General features: G+C 69.3%; 20 protein-coding genes. 12 read left to right on the forward strand and 8 right to left on the reverse strand.

Annotated features, from left to right (window positions below):
* Window positions 1-12 precede the first annotated feature (12 nt).
* Window positions 13-336, reverse strand: coding sequence for an STAS domain-containing protein (locus Q0Z83_RS10595; protein WP_317793675.1), 324 nt, complete (start codon window positions 334-336; stop codon window positions 13-15).
* 67 nt (window positions 337-403) lie between these two features.
* On the opposite strand from Q0Z83_RS10595, the gene Q0Z83_RS10600 reads away from it, so the two are divergent.
* A complete protein-coding gene (locus tag Q0Z83_RS10600) occupies window positions 404-757 on the forward strand; it encodes a hypothetical protein (RefSeq protein WP_317793676.1) in 354 nt (117 codons plus the stop codon).
* On the opposite strand, the gene Q0Z83_RS10605 is transcribed toward Q0Z83_RS10600, so the two are convergent.
* Complete coding sequence (locus Q0Z83_RS10605; protein WP_317793677.1) at window positions 746-1,543, reverse strand: GNAT family N-acetyltransferase; 798 nt, start codon at window positions 1,541-1,543, stop codon at window positions 746-748. The two genes, Q0Z83_RS10600 and Q0Z83_RS10605, sit on opposite strands and share 12 nt — an antisense overlap.
* 74 nt (window positions 1,544-1,617) lie before the next feature.
* The gene (locus Q0Z83_RS10610) at window positions 1,618-4,572 is read right to left on the reverse strand and encodes a family 16 glycoside hydrolase (RefSeq protein ID WP_317793678.1); all 2,955 of its coding nucleotides are present in this window, start codon (window positions 4,570-4,572) and stop codon (window positions 1,618-1,620) included.
* Window positions 4,573-4,785: 213 nt separating this feature from the next.
* Here Q0Z83_RS10610 and Q0Z83_RS10615 point away from each other — a divergent pair, with 213 nt between their 5' ends.
* Together Q0Z83_RS10615 and Q0Z83_RS10620 are read left to right on the forward strand one after the other, a co-directional pair.
* Window positions 4,786-5,331, forward strand: a complete 546-nt coding sequence (locus Q0Z83_RS10615) for a carboxymuconolactone decarboxylase family protein (RefSeq protein WP_317793679.1) — start codon at window positions 4,786-4,788, stop codon at window positions 5,329-5,331.
* A gap of 99 nt (window positions 5,332-5,430) precedes the next feature.
* Window positions 5,431-6,033: a MarR family winged helix-turn-helix transcriptional regulator gene (locus tag Q0Z83_RS10620; protein ID WP_317793680.1), complete on the forward strand. Its 603-nt coding sequence runs from the start codon at window positions 5,431-5,433 to the stop codon at window positions 6,031-6,033.
* Window positions 6,034-6,094: 61 nt separating this feature from the next.
* On the opposite strand, the gene Q0Z83_RS10625 is transcribed toward Q0Z83_RS10620, so the two are convergent.
* Window positions 6,095-6,739, reverse strand: a complete 645-nt coding sequence (locus tag Q0Z83_RS10625; protein WP_317793681.1) for a TetR/AcrR family transcriptional regulator C-terminal domain-containing protein — start codon at window positions 6,737-6,739, stop codon at window positions 6,095-6,097.
* Window positions 6,740-6,811: 72 nt separating this feature from the next.
* Here Q0Z83_RS10625 and Q0Z83_RS10630 point away from each other — a divergent pair, with 72 nt between their 5' ends.
* Window positions 6,812-7,105, forward strand: coding sequence for a hypothetical protein (locus Q0Z83_RS10630; RefSeq protein ID WP_317793682.1), 294 nt, complete (start codon window positions 6,812-6,814; stop codon window positions 7,103-7,105).
* Window positions 7,105-7,587, forward strand: coding sequence for a hypothetical protein (locus Q0Z83_RS10635; RefSeq protein ID WP_317793683.1), 483 nt, complete (start codon window positions 7,105-7,107; stop codon window positions 7,585-7,587). Before Q0Z83_RS10630 ends, Q0Z83_RS10635 begins: the two co-directional genes overlap by 1 nt.
* 9 nt (window positions 7,588-7,596) lie before the next feature.
* On the opposite strand, the gene Q0Z83_RS10640 is transcribed toward Q0Z83_RS10635, so the two are convergent.
* A complete protein-coding gene (locus Q0Z83_RS10640; RefSeq protein ID WP_317793684.1) occupies window positions 7,597-8,340 on the reverse strand; it encodes an alpha/beta fold hydrolase in 744 nt (247 codons plus the stop codon).
* A gap of 33 nt (window positions 8,341-8,373) precedes the next feature.
* Here Q0Z83_RS10640 and Q0Z83_RS10645 point away from each other — a divergent pair, with 33 nt between their 5' ends.
* Together Q0Z83_RS10645 and Q0Z83_RS10650 are read left to right on the forward strand one after the other, a co-directional pair.
* A complete protein-coding gene (locus Q0Z83_RS10645) occupies window positions 8,374-9,171 on the forward strand; it encodes a nucleotidyltransferase family protein (RefSeq protein WP_317793685.1) in 798 nt (265 codons plus the stop codon).
* A 21-nt stretch (window positions 9,172-9,192) separates the two neighbouring features.
* Window positions 9,193-9,810 (forward strand): hypothetical protein, encoded by a 618-nt coding sequence (locus Q0Z83_RS10650; protein WP_317793686.1) that lies wholly within the window; start codon window positions 9,193-9,195, stop codon window positions 9,808-9,810.
* Here Q0Z83_RS10650 and Q0Z83_RS10655 read toward each other — a convergent pair.
* A complete protein-coding gene (locus Q0Z83_RS10655) occupies window positions 9,709-10,044 on the reverse strand; it encodes a winged helix-turn-helix transcriptional regulator (protein ID WP_317793687.1) in 336 nt (111 codons plus the stop codon). The genes Q0Z83_RS10650 and Q0Z83_RS10655 overlap by 102 nt on opposite strands.
* A 92-nt stretch (window positions 10,045-10,136) precedes the next feature.
* On the opposite strand from Q0Z83_RS10655, the gene Q0Z83_RS10660 reads away from it, so the two are divergent.
* Genes Q0Z83_RS10660 through Q0Z83_RS10675 form a run of 4 tightly spaced genes read left to right on the forward strand, consistent with a single transcriptional unit; the run spans window position 10,137 to window position 13,005 of the window.
* On the forward strand, window positions 10,137-11,114 hold the full coding sequence (locus Q0Z83_RS10660) for an NAD(P)-dependent oxidoreductase (RefSeq protein ID WP_317793688.1): 978 nt from the start codon (window positions 10,137-10,139) through the stop codon (window positions 11,112-11,114).
* Entirely contained in the window at window positions 11,107-12,009 is a 903-nt protein-coding gene (locus Q0Z83_RS10665; RefSeq protein ID WP_317793689.1) for an NAD(P)-dependent oxidoreductase, read from the forward strand. The genes Q0Z83_RS10660 and Q0Z83_RS10665 overlap by 8 nt, the downstream gene beginning before the upstream one ends.
* Entirely contained in the window at window positions 11,993-12,439 is a 447-nt protein-coding gene (locus Q0Z83_RS10670) for a nuclear transport factor 2 family protein (RefSeq protein ID WP_317793690.1), read from the forward strand. Before Q0Z83_RS10665 ends, Q0Z83_RS10670 begins: the two co-directional genes overlap by 17 nt.
* Window positions 12,436-13,005, forward strand: coding sequence for a hypothetical protein (locus tag Q0Z83_RS10675; protein ID WP_317793691.1), 570 nt, complete (start codon window positions 12,436-12,438; stop codon window positions 13,003-13,005). The genes Q0Z83_RS10670 and Q0Z83_RS10675 overlap by 4 nt, the downstream gene beginning before the upstream one ends.
* A gap of 78 nt (window positions 13,006-13,083) precedes the next feature.
* On the opposite strand, the gene Q0Z83_RS10680 is transcribed toward Q0Z83_RS10675, so the two are convergent.
* Window positions 13,084-13,632, reverse strand: a complete 549-nt coding sequence (locus tag Q0Z83_RS10680; protein ID WP_317793692.1) for a hypothetical protein — start codon at window positions 13,630-13,632, stop codon at window positions 13,084-13,086.
* A gap of 159 nt (window positions 13,633-13,791) precedes the next feature.
* A complete protein-coding gene (locus tag Q0Z83_RS10685) occupies window positions 13,792-14,229 on the reverse strand; it encodes a hypothetical protein (RefSeq protein ID WP_317793693.1) in 438 nt (145 codons plus the stop codon).
* Window positions 14,230-14,321: 92 nt separating this feature from the next.
* Between Q0Z83_RS10685 and Q0Z83_RS10690 the strand changes: the two genes are divergently transcribed.
* Window positions 14,322-15,101, forward strand: coding sequence for a glycosyltransferase family 2 protein (locus tag Q0Z83_RS10690; protein WP_317793694.1), 780 nt, complete (start codon window positions 14,322-14,324; stop codon window positions 15,099-15,101).
* Window positions 15,102-15,141: the final 40 nt, after the last annotated feature.

Below are 15,141 nucleotides of genomic sequence, written 5' to 3' on the forward strand. Positions count from 1 at the left end.
GCCCGCACCCGGTTAATCCAGCCCGAACACCTCGGCCAGCCCGGTCACCTGAATCGCCTTGAGCACCGGCGACGACGGGTTGACCAGCGTGACCGTCACTCCGGCGGCCGCGGCCGCGTTGCGGACACTGACCAGGGCACCTAACGCGTACGAGTCGATCAGCTCCACCGCGGAGACGTCGATCTGCAGAAACCGGTAGGTGGACGCCTGTGCCGCCGCCGCGAGGTTGTCACGAACCTCATCGGCGTCGGCCAGGTCCAGTTCACCGGCCAGCGCGGCACGCAGGGTGACGCCATCGCTGCCGGTCTCATACATGATCAAAGCGCTGCCGGACATACCCCGACCGTATCGGTGATCCACTCGCTCCGCCCGTCGGGGGCCGCCGGTTGCGTACGATGCGCCGGTGCAACGGATCGAGGTCGGCGTGGACGTCATCACCCTGACGACGGTGACCGAGCCGTGGTTGTCGGTCTTCGGCAACGTGGTCAGTCCCGGTTCGACGTCGGTCGTCGAGCAGACCTGGGACGAGATCTCCCGGATCAGTCTGATGAAGGTGCACTGGGATCCGGAGCGGCCGCCGCAGGCGTGCCTGGTCATCGACCTGAGCTACGGCGAGTTCTTCGAGATCGCCGACGACGCGGAGGGTTTCGCCGAGGCTGTGCGGGAGTTGTCCGGGCAGTGTGGCGTGCCGGAACCCGACTGGGCGAACCTGCCTGAGGATGGTGTGGACATCCTGCCGTTCGGGTCAGGCCGCTGAGTCCGGTGGCGTCCACTGGTAGTGCACGGATGTGGTGATCTCGTGGAAGCCGCAGCGTCGCAGGATGGGCGCGCTGTCCGCGGAGGCGTCGACGTGCAGCAGCCGATATCCGTGGTCGGCCGCCTCGCGGGCGCGGACCGCGATCATCGCCCGATAGAGGCCCCGGCCCTGCCACTCCGGGAGGGTGGTTCCGCCGAGCAGCGCGACGAACTCGGTGCCCGGCTGGTACATCATCCAGGCGGTGCAGGCGAGCCGGTCGCCGGCCTCGGCGACGAAGATCGCGATCTGATCGGGGTCGGCGGCGATCCGGGAGGCGAGCACGTCGGTGAGCCAGGAGCAGTCGAAGCCCCACACCTCGGTCTGCTGGTCGGCGATGCGGCGCAGGTCGTCGGGGTCGGTGGTGCGGCGGAGCACGACGCCGTCGGGCAGGACCGGTTCGGCGGCGGCGCGGTCGGCGAATCCGATCAGCACCGTCGACGGCCGTTCGGGTGTGAATCCGGCCGCGGTCAGCCGTTCGGGCAGGTCGGCGGGCAGGTCGTGTCCCCTGAGCTTCCATTCGACGGCCTGGCCCCGGGCCTGGAAGTAGTCACGCTGGCGGGCGATCAGAAGGTCCAACTCGGAGCCGGTGACGCCGACGTCGCGGGGTGCCCGGATCCGGCCCATGTGCGGGCCGACGATCCGTACCAGGGGTCCGTCGTGCTCGTGGGTGGTGCCGGGTGGGATCGCCCCGCCCGGCATGCGCATGCGTTCGTCGTAGGCGTCCAGCAGTGCGGCGGTGTCGACCATGGTCCACATCGTGCCACCGGCGGACCGGGCACGCGGGCCCCGGCGGGAGTGCCGCCGGGGCCCGCGTGTGGCCGTCAGGCGACCGGTTCGATCCAGATGTTGCGGTACTGGACCTTGTTGCCGTGGTCCTGCAACCGGATGGCGCCGGTGGCCGGGCCCTCCGGGATGTTGCCACCGGTCCCGTTCGGGATCTCGATGTCGTCATGCACGGTACGACCGTTCCAGACGACGGTGATCCGGGCGTTCTCGGTCTTCGCCCCGTCGGCGCCGTAGCGGGCGGCGCGGAACGTGATGTCGTACGTCTGCCAGGTCTCCGGTGCCGTGGCGGCGTTGACGTCCGGAGCCTTGACCGTGTAGATCGCCCCGGCCTCGTTGTTGGCCAGGGTGGTGTCGCCGAACGAGTCGAGGATCTGCAACTCGTAGCGTTCCTGCTGGTAGACGCCACTGTTGCCACGGTTCTGGCCGGTCACGTCGTCGGGCAGCAGCGGCACTTTGAACTCGACGTGCAGCTTGTAGTCGCCGTACGCGTCCTTGGTCCGCAGGTCACCGCAGCAGACTTCGGTGGCTCCGCCGGCGATCAGCGGCCACTGGGCGCGCCGGCCGTCGGTGTGCAGCCAGTTCTCCAGATCCTTACCGTTGAAGAGGGTGATGCGTTTCCCGGGTTCCCGGACGCTGATCAGGTCGAGGTTGACGTGCCCGGTGTCCAGGGCGTCCACGCGGTACTGGATGGTGTTGGCGCCCTTGCGCAGGTTGACCGTGTCGGTGACGGTCGCCCACTCCTCCCAGGTGACCGTGCTGGGCAGCGACACCTGTTTGATCTTGCGGCCGTTGACGTGCAGGCTGACCGTCTTGGTGCCGCTGAACGGGTTCGGCCCGTTGGAGTAGCGCAGCCCGACCGTGTGGTCGCCGCTGCGGTCCGCGTCGACGTGGATGGTGGTGGAGGCGTTGAGGCTGCCGAATCCGGCCGCGAACCCGATGCCCGAGAAGCCGCGGTGGTCGGTGGCCAGGCCGGCCGCGCCCTCCCGGTAGCCCTCCTCGGCCTCGTAGTACACCGGCTGCGGCTGCTTACCGGGCAGCTCGTTCATGGTGTACCAGGCTTCGGTGCTCCACAGTGTCTCGCCGTCCCGGTTGGCGAACGGCCGCGGTGAGCGCAGGTGCACGACCCGGTCGCGGCGCAGGCCGGGGACGGTCAGGGTGACCGTCTTACGGTCGGCGGAGACCTTGGCCGCGGTCACCGTCAGAGTCTCGGTGTCGACCTGGGGCCCGCCGTACTGTGCGGTCGCCGCATACCGCCACTGCTCCAGCTGGTACGCGGTGGGCAGCTTGGCGATGGTCGCGTCGGACAGCGGCTCGGTGTATTCGATCTTGAAGCCGTCCGTGGTGGCCTTCATCGTCTTCATGTCGAAGACGGTGGTCCCGTTCGGGGTGAGTTTCTGCAGGCCGTGTCGGAGTTTGCCCTCCTGGCCCCAGTTGCCGTCGGCGCCCAGTCCACCGACGTAGATCGCCCCGTCCGGGCCGATCGACACCCGGTTGATGCCCGCTTCCAGGCCCTGCGTGTGCCGGAACACCGCACCCTGCTCGACCCCGTCGACCGTCTCGATCGCCGCACGTTGCAGGCCGCCATAGGTGACGTCACCGATCAGGAACTGGCCACGGTACGGCCCGGAGTCCAGCAGCACCGGCGTGCTGGGGGAGTTGCCGATCTGGTTCTGCGGCAGCCACAACACCGGCCGTGTCACCGGCTGCGCGTCGAACGTACCGTCCGGGTTGGTGTAGTGGTTGTAGAAGGCCTTGTCCTTGATCTTGATCAGTTTCGACGAGGGCAGCCAGCCGCCCTGGTTGTCGGTGACGTAGATCGAGCCGTCCGGGCCCCAGCCGATGCCGTTCGGGGTGCGCAGGCCGCCCGCGACCGTGGTGACCTGGCCACTCCTGCGGTTGACGATGATGTGCGTGCCGCGCCCGCCGACCGGCTGCGGGTCGGTGGTGGCCCCGCCGAGATTGATCGACACGGACAGGTTGAGATAGAAGTCGCCGTTGCGGTAGAGCAGCCCGAACGCGAACTCGTGGAAGTTCCCGCCGAACGGCCAGACCGCGACCGTGCGGCTGGTGTCCAGCACCTGGTCGCCGTCGGTGTCACGCAGCTCGGTCAGTTCGTGTTTCTGCGACACGTAGACCAGACCGTCGACCACCGCGACGCCCATCGGTTCCTTGAGGCCGCTCGCGATCTCCTTGTAGACGACGCTGCCCGGCCCGGTCTTGCCGGTCACGTTGGAGACCAGGTAGACCTTGCCCTCGACCTTGTCGGTGCCGCCCCAGGTGGTGATCACCATCTTCTTGTCGGGGCGCCAGGCAATGCCGGTGACCTGCGGTTCGAAACCCGGTGGGCGCAGATCGGTGAGTGTGTAGCCGGGGTTGACCGAGGTCAGTGGCAGGCCGTCACCGGGGGTGTCGGTGCCGGAGACGCACTCCTTGCGGCCCGGCGCGGTCACCCGGACCACACCGGCGTCGGTGCTGAGGGCACTGGTCGGCACGGTCGTGAAAGCACCGGCGCCCGGCGGTTGCCAGGCCAGTCGCAGCTCCTGGCCGCCCTCGCGTTCGAAGTGCTCGACGCGCAGCGGGTGCAGGCCGGCGGCCAGATCGACGGTGCCGTCCTTGGGCACGTTGCCGTGCAGCCCGTCGTGGTCGATGACGAGCTTGTCACCGATCCACAGTTTCGAGCCGTCGTCGCTGGTCAGCCGGAACGTGTAGGTGCCGGCCGCGGTCGTGGTGAGGTTGGCGATCGCGTGGGTGACGAAGTTGGACTGCAGCCCGAACTGCTCGTCGGTCGACCAGTCGATCGTGGGCATCAGCTTGTCCACGTTGGGTGTCTGGCCGGGTTTGAGCTCGCAGACCCGGTTGAGCGGCACCCCGATGTCGTAGGTCCGGAGCGTCACCCCCGGCTCCTGCATGGGCGGATCGACGGCGTACGCCGGTGTCGGCACGACTATGGCTGCGGAAATCAGAAGGGTGACCACGGACAGACGTCTCATCTGCGCTCCCGAGTTACGGGTGTGCTTCCAGGTTGTGAACATCCTGGATGAGTTCTATTAGGACGTCCAGATCTTTCAACGATCAAAGGCAAAACTTCTTGTCGTACGGACCGAAAGTTCCGTTCGTGGCATGTGCTGCGGCGCACAGTTGCGTCCTTCGCGTCGTCACCTATAGTTGGCAGTGCCAAATGGTTCTCCGAAAGGAAAGATCCGATGTCCCGTATCGCCACCGTCGATCCCGCCACCGCCGAGGGGCAGGCCCGCACTCTGCTCGGTCGCGTCGAGCGTGCCCTCGGCGTCACGCCGAACATGATGCGTGCCATGGCTGCCTCGCCGGCTGTGCTCGACGCCTACCTGCAGTTCTCCGGCGCCCTGTCCAAGGGGCTGCTGCCGGCTCGGGTACAGGAGCAGATCGCCCTGGTCGCCGCCGTGCAGAACGAGTGCGACTACTGCCTCGCGGCGCACACCGTGCTCGGCGCCCGGGCCGGTGTCTCCGAGGGTGACCTGGTCGCCGGCCGGGATGCCCGTGCCTCCGACCCCAAGGTCGAGGCCGCGCTGACCTTCGCCAAGCGGATCATCGAGACCAAGGGCTTCGTGGCCGACGATGACCTGGCCGCGGTCCGGGCGGCCGGTTACGGCGACGGTGAGATCGGCGAGATCGTGGCGGCGGTCGCGCTGAACACCTTCACCAACTACTTCAACTCGGTCGGCCAGACCGAGCTGGACTTCCCGCCCGTCTCGCCCGCGGTTCCCGCATGACCTAAATGGTTGGCAGTGCCAAAGTAATCGCGGTGTGCGCACACCGCGATTACTTGTCAGTGCCAAGAAAAGTACGATGGCGGCGAGGGGGTGGGTCGTATGGCGGAGGTGCCCGGAATGCCGCCGACCGGCCAGCTCCTGGTCGGCCTGGCCCGGCTCGGGCAGGCGGTGCGGATGGAGGCGTGGCGCAACGCCGGCCCACACAACCTGTCACCGCTGCAAGCCGACATCGTCACCCTGCTGTACGGCCGTGACGCGCCCATCCGCCAGGGTGAGATCGTCACCGCGCTGGCCTCGACCGCGCCGACCGTGTCCGACGCGGTGAAGGTGCTGCGCAAGAAGGAACTCGTCGACGCCACCCGCGACCTCGGCGACGCCCGGGTGATGCTGCTCGGCCTCACCCCGGCCGGTCGCGAGGAGGCGGCCCGCCTCGACGTCCAGTCGGAGAAGCTGACCGAGGCGGTGTCGGCGCTCGCGCCCGGCGACTTCGCCGCGATGCTGCGCGGCATGACCACCCTGATGCGCGAACTGCAGGACCGCCGGGCCATCCCGGTCTCTCAGATGTGCCTGACCTGCCGTTTCTTCGTGCCTCGGGCCCACCCCGACCCGGAGCGTCCGCATCACTGCAACTTCGTCGACGCCCCGTTCGGCGACGCCGAGTTGCGCGTCACCTGCCCCGATCATGAGGTTGCCCGGCCCTGACCGCGGCGGCCCGTCACCCGCCTTGTTCGTCAGGCGGCCCGACCCTTACCGCGGCGGCCCGTCACCCGCCTTGTTCGTCAGGTGGCCCGGCCTTCGCCGTGGCGCCCTCGATGACCACGTCGAGGCAGTCCTGGAACAGGTCGTCCACCGTGCGGCCGGGCTGGAAGTAGTCGGTGATGGCGGCGATCGACGTCGGATGCCGCGCGGTGAAGGCGTCCATGTCGAAGCCCTTCAGTGCCTCCGCATCCGGGCGTGGAGCCTGCTCCTCGAGGACGTGACCGACCGTGAACCGCTCGACGGTCAGCACGATCACCCGCGCCCGGCGTAACGGGATGCCCTGGTTCACCAGCGAACTCATCGCCAGCTCGGAGATCGCCGACATGGTGACCGAGAGCTGCGCGGCCGAGACGACCCGGGCCCCGTCAGGATGGGCGAGCAGCGCCCGGCGCAGCCGCACGGCCAGGTCGCTCAGCCACTGCGGCCAGGGCTGATCCGGCGCGGGCGGGGCCATGTCGCCGAACTCCTGGTCGAGGATCGCGTCGGCGATCGCGGTGACCAGCGCCGCCTTGTTCGGCACATGCCAGTAGAGCGTCGGCGACTGTACGCCCAGCCGGGCGGCGAGCTTGCGGGTGGTCACGCCGTCCAGCCCCTCGGCGTCGAGCAGGGCGACGGCCTCGGCCACGATCCGCTGTCGATCCAGCGCCAATTCGGGCACCTCCCGGCATCACTCTATCAGTGCTAGATTCTCTCTATCACTGATAGAGAGAGGCGTTCGGCGATGACGAACCTGCTGCACCGGCTCACCCACCTCGTCCCCGGAGTCCCCGCCCACCACGACCAGCCGCCGGGCCATCAGGGCAGCTCGGGTCCGCGCCACCACACGCATGCCGACCAGCCGCCCGGGCATCAGGCCGGCTCTGGCCTCCACCACCATTCGCATGCCGACCGGTCGCCCGGAGGCCAGGCCCGCATCCCGCAATCCCGCCGGCACCATCACGCGCACACCCGGCCGCCCCGATTCATGCCGGGCTGGCAGCGGCGGATCGCGGCACTCCTCACCAGGGGGCGGTGATGAAGGCCGCGGTCCTGCACGAGATCGGCGGGATACCCCGATACGAGGACTTCCCCGACCCGGCGGTGATCAACACGGCCGTCCCGAGCGACGAACTGGCACAGGCGTACCTCGACGCCAGGGGCGACGGCTACGACGTCGTGCTGGACTTCCTCTGGGATCGGCCCACCGAGATCCTGCTGCGGGCACTGGTCCCGAAGGCCTTCGCGTTCCCGAGACCGACCAGGCTGATCCAGGTCGGCGAGTCCGCCGGCGCCACCCTCACCCTCGCCGCGGAGAGCCTGCGCACCTCCGGCGTCGAGATCTACGGCGCCGCCAAAGGCCTGGATCAGAAGACCATGCCCGAGGTGTACGAGCAGGTGGTCACCTGGACCCGATCCGGCGAACTGACCTTCGACGTGCTCACGGTCCCGCTGAGCGACATCGAGACCGCCTGGCAGCGCACCGACCTGAAGGGCCACCGGCTCGTCGTGCGGCCGTGACCACCGCCGTCAGCGGTAGGGGTCCAGGAGGGAGAGGCAGGCGGCTGGGCTCTCGACGTGGGCGTTGTGACCGAGGCCGGGCAGCGTGACCACCGGGACGCCGAACTGTTTCAGCTGTTCGTCGGTGTTCATCGGGTCGTCGGCGCCGCGGGCCAGGCAGACCTCCGTGTTCGCGTGCCGCAGCAGGGCGGCCATGTCCGGGGCGCCCACTCCGAACGCGCGCGGGTCGAGGGCCGGGCGCCACCGGCCGGCCTCCTCGCGGACCCCCGAGGTCGCCGCCGGGGAGTCGGTGGTTACCAGACCGGACAACCCGGACAATCGCAGATGCCGCTCGACGGCCTCCTCGCGCGTGTCGAACCAGGTCACCGGCCGCCGGGCCAACGCCGCCGCGCGCGCCAGATCGTCCTCGGACCAGGTGACCTTGACGCCCAGCCCGACGACCGCGGACACCGGCACCCGGGCCGCCAGCGCCAGCGCGACCACCCCGCCGAGCGAATGCCCCAGCACCACTGGGCGATCCTCCGGCGCCAGGAGCGGGATCAAGGCCTCGGCGAGAGCGTCGAAGGTGTACTCCGGCAGCTCCGGCGACCGGCCGTGGCCCGGCAGGTCAGGCGCGAGCCGGCGACCCGCCCAGTGCCGCGCGAGCGGATCGGCCCAGCCGGCCCAGACGTCGCCGGTCGCACCCAGCCCGTGCAGCAACAGCAGTAGCGGCCCGTCCTGGCCTCCGCCGCGAACCCGCGGATCCGTACCCATGCCCGCAGTCTTGCACGGCGCATACTTGATTCCGTGACCACACGGTTTTCGCAGGTGCCCTGCCCGGATCTGGACGACGCGGTGTCCAACGGGTTCCTGCTGGCCTGGGCCGAGCGGGCGCTGCGCGAGGATCTGGGCCGGTTCGACCCGCAGACGTTCGAGATCTTCGGCCAGGGGTCGCGGGTCAACGGCACCCACCTCGACCACACCGCCGACATCGACCTGGTCCTGATGCTCAAACAGCCGTTGTCGTCGGGCTGGGAGCAGTTCCGCGACGACGTCCTGACCACGCTGGGGGAGTCGCACACCGTCCGGATGGGACGCCGCTGCCTCAACGTCGACGATCCCGACTCGCTCTTCGGTGAGATGGTCGACGTGCTGGTCGCCACCGAGTTCAGGTGGTTTCCGGTGCCCGGCGACAGTCACTACGAGCAGGGCGTCTTCTTCCGCGATCTAGAGGGGCGGCCGATCGTCAACTTCCCGAAGCAGCACCGGCGCAACGGCGATGCCAAGGACCGGCGTACCGGCGGCCGCTTCAAACAGGCGGTCCGGTCGGCCAAACGGGCGCGGCGGGAGCACCCGGTGGATGTCGAGGACGTTCCTCCGTACCTCATCGAATGTCTGTTGTTCAACGTCCCGGACCGGGTGTATCTCGCCGGGGCGGATCACCGCGACGCCGCCGCGTGGCTGCGGCGCGCCCACCGCGACCATCCGGTGGCCTTCGCCGGGCTGCCCTGTCAGAACGGCATCAACCGGATCTTCGGCCCGGGCCCGGATCAATGGGAGCCGGGAGCGGCTGCGAGAATCATCGACGTCCTTCAGCAGATCTGACGTCGGGGCGGTGCTCGCGGTATGGGTTGGACGGTCGCGCAGACCACCGCGGTGCTCGTGCCGGTCATCGCGATCGTCGGGGCGGTGCTCACCGCGCTGCTGACGTATGCGCTCAACCAGCGGTCAGCCCGTCGGGAGCGCCGGGCGCGGGCGTTCGGTGAGGCGCTGAGCGTGATCGAGGACTATGCCGAGATGCCCTATCGGATTCGGCGCCGCACCGGCACCGCGGAGGCACGCCACCAGCTCACCGAGGAGGTGAGCCGGATCTATTCGCGGCTCGCGTTCCACCAGGCGCTGCTGGACATCGAGGCGCCCAAGGTCGCCGCCGCCTACCGGCTGCTGGCGAACGAGGCGAAGTCCGAGGTCGGCGAGCAGATGAAGGCGGCCTGGCAGAAACCGCTGCGCACGACCGACGCCGAGATGAACCTGGAACATCACTACGACCGCACGCGGGTGGACGCGGCCCGGGACCGCTGCGTGGCCACCATGCGGGCGTCTCTCGGCCGGGGCGATTTCCCGCCACTGCCGAAACGCAGGTCAGTCGCGGGGGATCGCCTCGATCGCGGCCATGTGCCGCTCACCCCACTCGCCGAGCGGGATCAGAGCCGTGTTGAGCGACAGCCCGAAATCGGTGAGTGAGTATTCGACCTTCGGCGGCACCTGGTGGTAGACCTCGCGGTGCACCAGGCCGTACGACTCCATCTCGCGTAGTTGCTGGATCAGCATCTTCTCGCTGATGCCACTCACGTTGCGGTGCAGATCACCGAAGCGGCGGGGCTGGGCGTGCAGCGCCCACAGGATCAGCGCCTTCCACTTGCCGCCGACGACGTCGACGGCGGCGTCGAGTCCACAGTTGTATTCACGCTTCTTCACCGTCGTACGCTCCGATACTGAGGTTTTGGTAAGTACCTGACAAAATAGTAGGTACTTGTCCGTTTCGCGGTACCGGCGACACGATCGACGCCGTGACCGATGTGACAGTTCTCGGCGCCGGCCCGATGGGTCAGGCGCTCGCCCGGGCGCTCCTGCGCCACCACCACCGCACCACCGTCTGGAACCGGACCACCGCTCGAACAGCCGCTCTGACCAGCGAGAACGCTGAGCTTGCGGCCACCGCCGAGGACGCCGTCGCCGCGAGCGATCTGGTGATCCCCTGCGTCCTCGACCACGCGGCGCTGCGCGAGATCATCACTCCGCTCGCCGCGACACTGCGCGGACGGACGCTGATCAACCTCACCACCGGCACGCCCGCCGAGGCCCGCGAAACCGCGGCCTGGGCGGCGCGGCACGGCATCGACTACCTCGACGGCGCGATCATGACTCCGGCGGAGACCATCGGCGGTCCGCTCGCGGTGGTCCTCTACAGCGGTTCCGAGCAGTGGTACGAGACGCATCTGCCCACCTTGCGAGCCTTTGGCGGTACGGCCATTCGGCTCGGTGACGAACCGGGGCGGGCGGCGGCGTACGACATGGCGTTGCTCGATCTGTTCTGGACCGCGATGAGCGGGCTCGTGCACGCGTTCGCGCTGGCCGGGGCAGAGGGGATCAGCGCGTCCGAACTGGCGCCGCACGCCCGGGGGATCGGCGGCCTGCTGCCCGCCATCATCGACGACTTCGCCGGCCGGATCGACGCGGACCGCTACGACGCGGACGGGTCGGATCTGCGTTCGGCCGTCGCCGGGATGACGAACGTGCTGCGTACGGCCCAGGCGCACGGCTTGGACACCGCAGTGCTGGACGCTGCCCTGACGGTCGCGAAACGGGCGCCCGGCTCGGCGAGTTTCGCGCGGCTGGCCCGATCGGTGGCGGTGTCCGACTCCGCGGTGCCGTCTCCTGACGCGGCGGGTCCCGCTCCTGACGCGGTGAGTCCGGCTCCTGCCGCGGCGGAGCCGTCTCCTGCCTCTGCGGAGCCGTCTTCTGCCGTGGCGGTGCACGGTGAGTGACGTCGCGGTGCTCGGACTGGGTGCCATGGGATCGGCGCTTGCCGGGGCACTGCTGGACGGCGGCCACGCGGTCACGGTGTGGAACCGCACCGTCGACCGGGCGGCACCACTGGTCGCACGGGGTGCTTCGGCGGTCGCGACGGCTGCCGACGCGCTGCGGGCGGCCCCGGTCGCGGTGGTGTGCCTGACGAACGACGCGGCGGTGCGCGAGATCCTGGCCGGGGCGCCTGGCACCACCCTGGTCAATCTCACCAACAGCACGCCTGAGCAGGACCGGAACCTGGCCGACTGGGCGGCTGGGCAACAGATGACCTACCTCGGCGGCGGCATCATGGCGGTCCCGCCGATGATCGGCACGCCTGCCGCGTCCGTGTTCTACAGCGGCGACGCCGACGCGCTGGAACGGCATCGTGGGCTGCTGGAACGGTTCGGCCGGGTGGACTACGTCGGTGCGGACCCGGGCCGAGCCGCGGTCCTCGACCTGGCGCTGCTCACCGCGATGTACGGCATGTTCGGCGGCTTTCTGCACGCGGCCGCATTGATCCGCGCGGGAGGCCTGCCGGTCGTCGGCGTCGAGCCCGCGATCACGGCCTGGCTGACCGCGATGGCGGGTGCGTTACCGGAGATGGCGGCGGCGATCGACTCCGGCGATCATTCGGAGACGACCTCGGCGGTACGGATGCAGGCGCTCGCGTACCCCCATCTGCTCGAAGCCAGCCGCGAAAGCGGCCTGCGCACCGCGTTGGTGGAGCCGATGGGTGATCTGCTTTCCCGCGCTGTCGCCGCCGGACACGGCGACGCCGACCTGTCGGTCCTGGCCGATCTGTTGCGTGACGGTAGGGTTCCGTCGATGGATTCCGACGGGGAGGAAACGTCAGATGAGCAGCCCACGTGAGGTGTTCCTGCGGCTGGTGAACGGGGTGTGTGACGGCCCGTTCGAGGAACTGGCCGGCCTCTATGCCGAGCGGACCCACGTCTCGCACCCGTTGCACCCGCTCCACCCGCAGCCCCTGCACACCCGCGCTGAGCTGCACGAACACTTCACCTCGCCGCCGCCGGTGCCGCGTACCCTGAACCGTAGACCGGTCGACGTGACGGTCCACGAGACCACCGACTCGGAGGTGATCGTCGCCGAGTTCGCCTACCAGGGGCGGGTCGAGGAGACCGGGGAGACGTTCCGGGTCCCGTGCGTCTTCGTCATGCGCATCCGCGACGGCCTGATCGTCGAGTCCCGTGACTACATCGACCCGATCGCCAGTTCCCGGGCCTGGGGCCAACTCGACAACCTGCTGGCCGCCCTGCGCCCGCAGGCGGACGCCTCGTGAGGTTCGTGCTGCAGAACGACGACCGGTCGCCGCTGGAACTCGTCGCCGAGCAGGCGGGGTTGCGCCGGTCGATGGCCCCCGGTCAGGAACTGGTCATCGAATGGACCTGGGACGGCTTCGCCGATCTGACATGTGGCGCCGGGCGACTCGCGCTGTCGATGCCGCCCGGCGGAAGCATCACCGTCACCGAACCGGATCCCGCGACCGTCAACGACATCTGGAACAGTGCGGCGGCACCAGGCGACGAGGTCCGGGAGTTCTGGGTCCGCAATGCCACCGGCGAACCACTCAGAACCTTCTGGGAACCCTGGTGCGGCGAGGGCATGATCCCGGCGGAGGCCGGGCCGATGCGGGTCGAGTGGACCGAGAATTCCCAGGGCGCGGGCCTGATCTACGAGCTGGGCCTGCTCGTGGTCTGGGACATGAGGGGCAGCTGCCGCGCCTGGGAGCCGTCCGGCGCCGAGGTCTTCACCGGCGGCATGATCCCGTGCGACCCGGAAGGCAAGCACACCCCGCAACCCGTGCCGGGCTGGCCGCTACCGACAGCCGCCGAGCCGACGGCGTGAACCCGAGCCCCCGCGGGTCGCGACACCGGATCGGCGCCGCCCTGGGACGCGCCGACCCGGCGTGGTCCTCCCACCCGGCTACGAGGATGTCCGGGAGGGCGCGTCGCTATTCGGTCCCTGACCATCGGCTTCGGCCGTATCCCACCACCGGGAAAGATCGGTGTCCGGTATATCCGGGCTGGTGAAATGGAACGGCACGCCGAGCGCCCGGGCGACGGCCTGTCCCTGATCGGTACCTTGCTGTGCCTCTGGCCAGGGCGGAACCTGACCGGTGAACAGTCGATGATCGCTGCCGTGACGCAGAGCCGTCAGCAACACCTGGTCGTAACGATCATGGTCTCGTCCGGGCCGTCGCACGATCGCGACGATGCAGACGTACCAGCCCTGCGTGTCGCCGTCCCACAACGCCTCGATCGCGACGACCGGAGCCGTGACGGCCGCCGCCTTCTCGATCAGTTGCTCGGTCGTGGGTGGCGGTGGCTCGGGCTCGACCAGACCCAGCCGGTCGAGTTCGGCACGTCGCGCGTACAGCAATTCCTGCGCCTCGTACAGCCCCGGCGGTGGTTGCGGCCCGTTGTCTCCGCGAATGAGCACGATCGCCTCGAACAGCTTGCGGGCGCACAACATCTCGTCGATCCGAGCGCGCAGAGGTGGACTGAGCGCCTCCCACGAAACCCGCTGATGCATCCCGCCATTGTCGCCGGATCATCGAGCCGATCCGGAGCCACCCCGCCTGAGGACGGGTCGCCGCGGCGGGAATCGCTGTTCGATCTCTGAGTGGAGCCGTCAGCCGATCGTGAGCAGCAGGAGCTCGTCGTCGGTGAGGGCGGCGATGGTCGTGCTCAGTAGGGTGAGGGTCTCTTCCATCGCGTAACCGGACTCCTCGGCGTCGAGGCCCAGTTCGAGCAGGTCGGCGGGGTCGTGCGCGGCCGGGTCGAGGCGGTCGAGGAAGGCCTTCGCCTCGCTGGTGATCAGGATGGTGTAGTCGAGGTCTGCGTTGATCGCCTCGGCCTCGTCGAGTAGGCGGGGGCTCGCCAGGTCGACGTCGGCCGTCTCCAGGCCGTCCAGGACGTTCATCATCACGTACCCGGACCAGCCGTACTCCTCGGCGGGCTCTCTGCCCAGTTCCTGGAGGGCTTCCCAGGCGCTCTGCGAGCCGGCGGCGCCGACGATCGCCGGCAGGTCACTGATCTTGACGATGTACAGCGAGGCGATGGACGACACCGGAGGAGCGTATCGGGGTCGCGGCGGATCCTTGCGCGGGTCCTGAGAGCGGCTTGAGGTTGCGTTGAGGGTGCGTTCCGATCTGTGGGGGCATGAACGCCACCGCAGTCGCCGCCCCCGCCGCCACCGTCGCCCGTCAGAGCGAGGTCGAGCTCAGCGTGGTGGTGCCGTTCTTCAACCCGGGTCCGGTGGTGCGTCGCACGGTCGAGCAGCTGGTCGCCTGCCTGACCGAGGCCGGGGTGGCGTTCGAGGTGATCGCGGTCTCCGACGGCTCGACCGACGGCTCCGCCGCCCTGCTCGCGGGCATGGCGAACGTGACGGTGCTCGACAACCCGGTCAACCAGGGCAAGGGCGCCGCCCTGCACCAGGGGTTCGCCGCCGCCAACGGCGCGTGGGTCGGGTTCATCGACGCCGACGGCGACATCGACCCCCAGCACCTGGTCGACTACCTGACGCTCGCCCGCACCGGCGGGCACGCCATGGTCTACGCCGACAAGCGCCACACCGCCTCGGTGTCGGGTGCGAGCCGGGCCCGCAAGCTGATCTCGGTGTCCTACTCGACGCTGGTCACGGCCATGTTCGGCCTGACGGTGCGGGACACCCAGACCGGCTGCAAGATCATCCGCCGGGACGTACTGGCCGAGGTCCTGCCCCGGCTGCGCGAGCGGCGGTTCGCGTTCGACCTGGAACTGTTCGTCGCGACCAAGGCCGCCGGGATCACCGACCTGCACGCCGCCCCGGTCCGCCTCGAGACCCGCGTCGCCGGGTCGACGGTCACCACCAAGAGCATCGTCCGCACGATCCGCGACACGTTCACCATCTACGGCCGCCGCCGCGCGAACCACTACGCCGTCTACGCCCTCGCCGCCTGACCAAGGCATTGCGCAGATCCACAAGCCGACTAATGTCGGC

The sequence above is a fragment of the Actinoplanes sichuanensis genome, from assembly GCF_033097365.1.
Taxonomy (GTDB): Bacteria; Actinomycetota; Actinomycetes; order Mycobacteriales; family Micromonosporaceae; genus Actinoplanes; species Actinoplanes sichuanensis.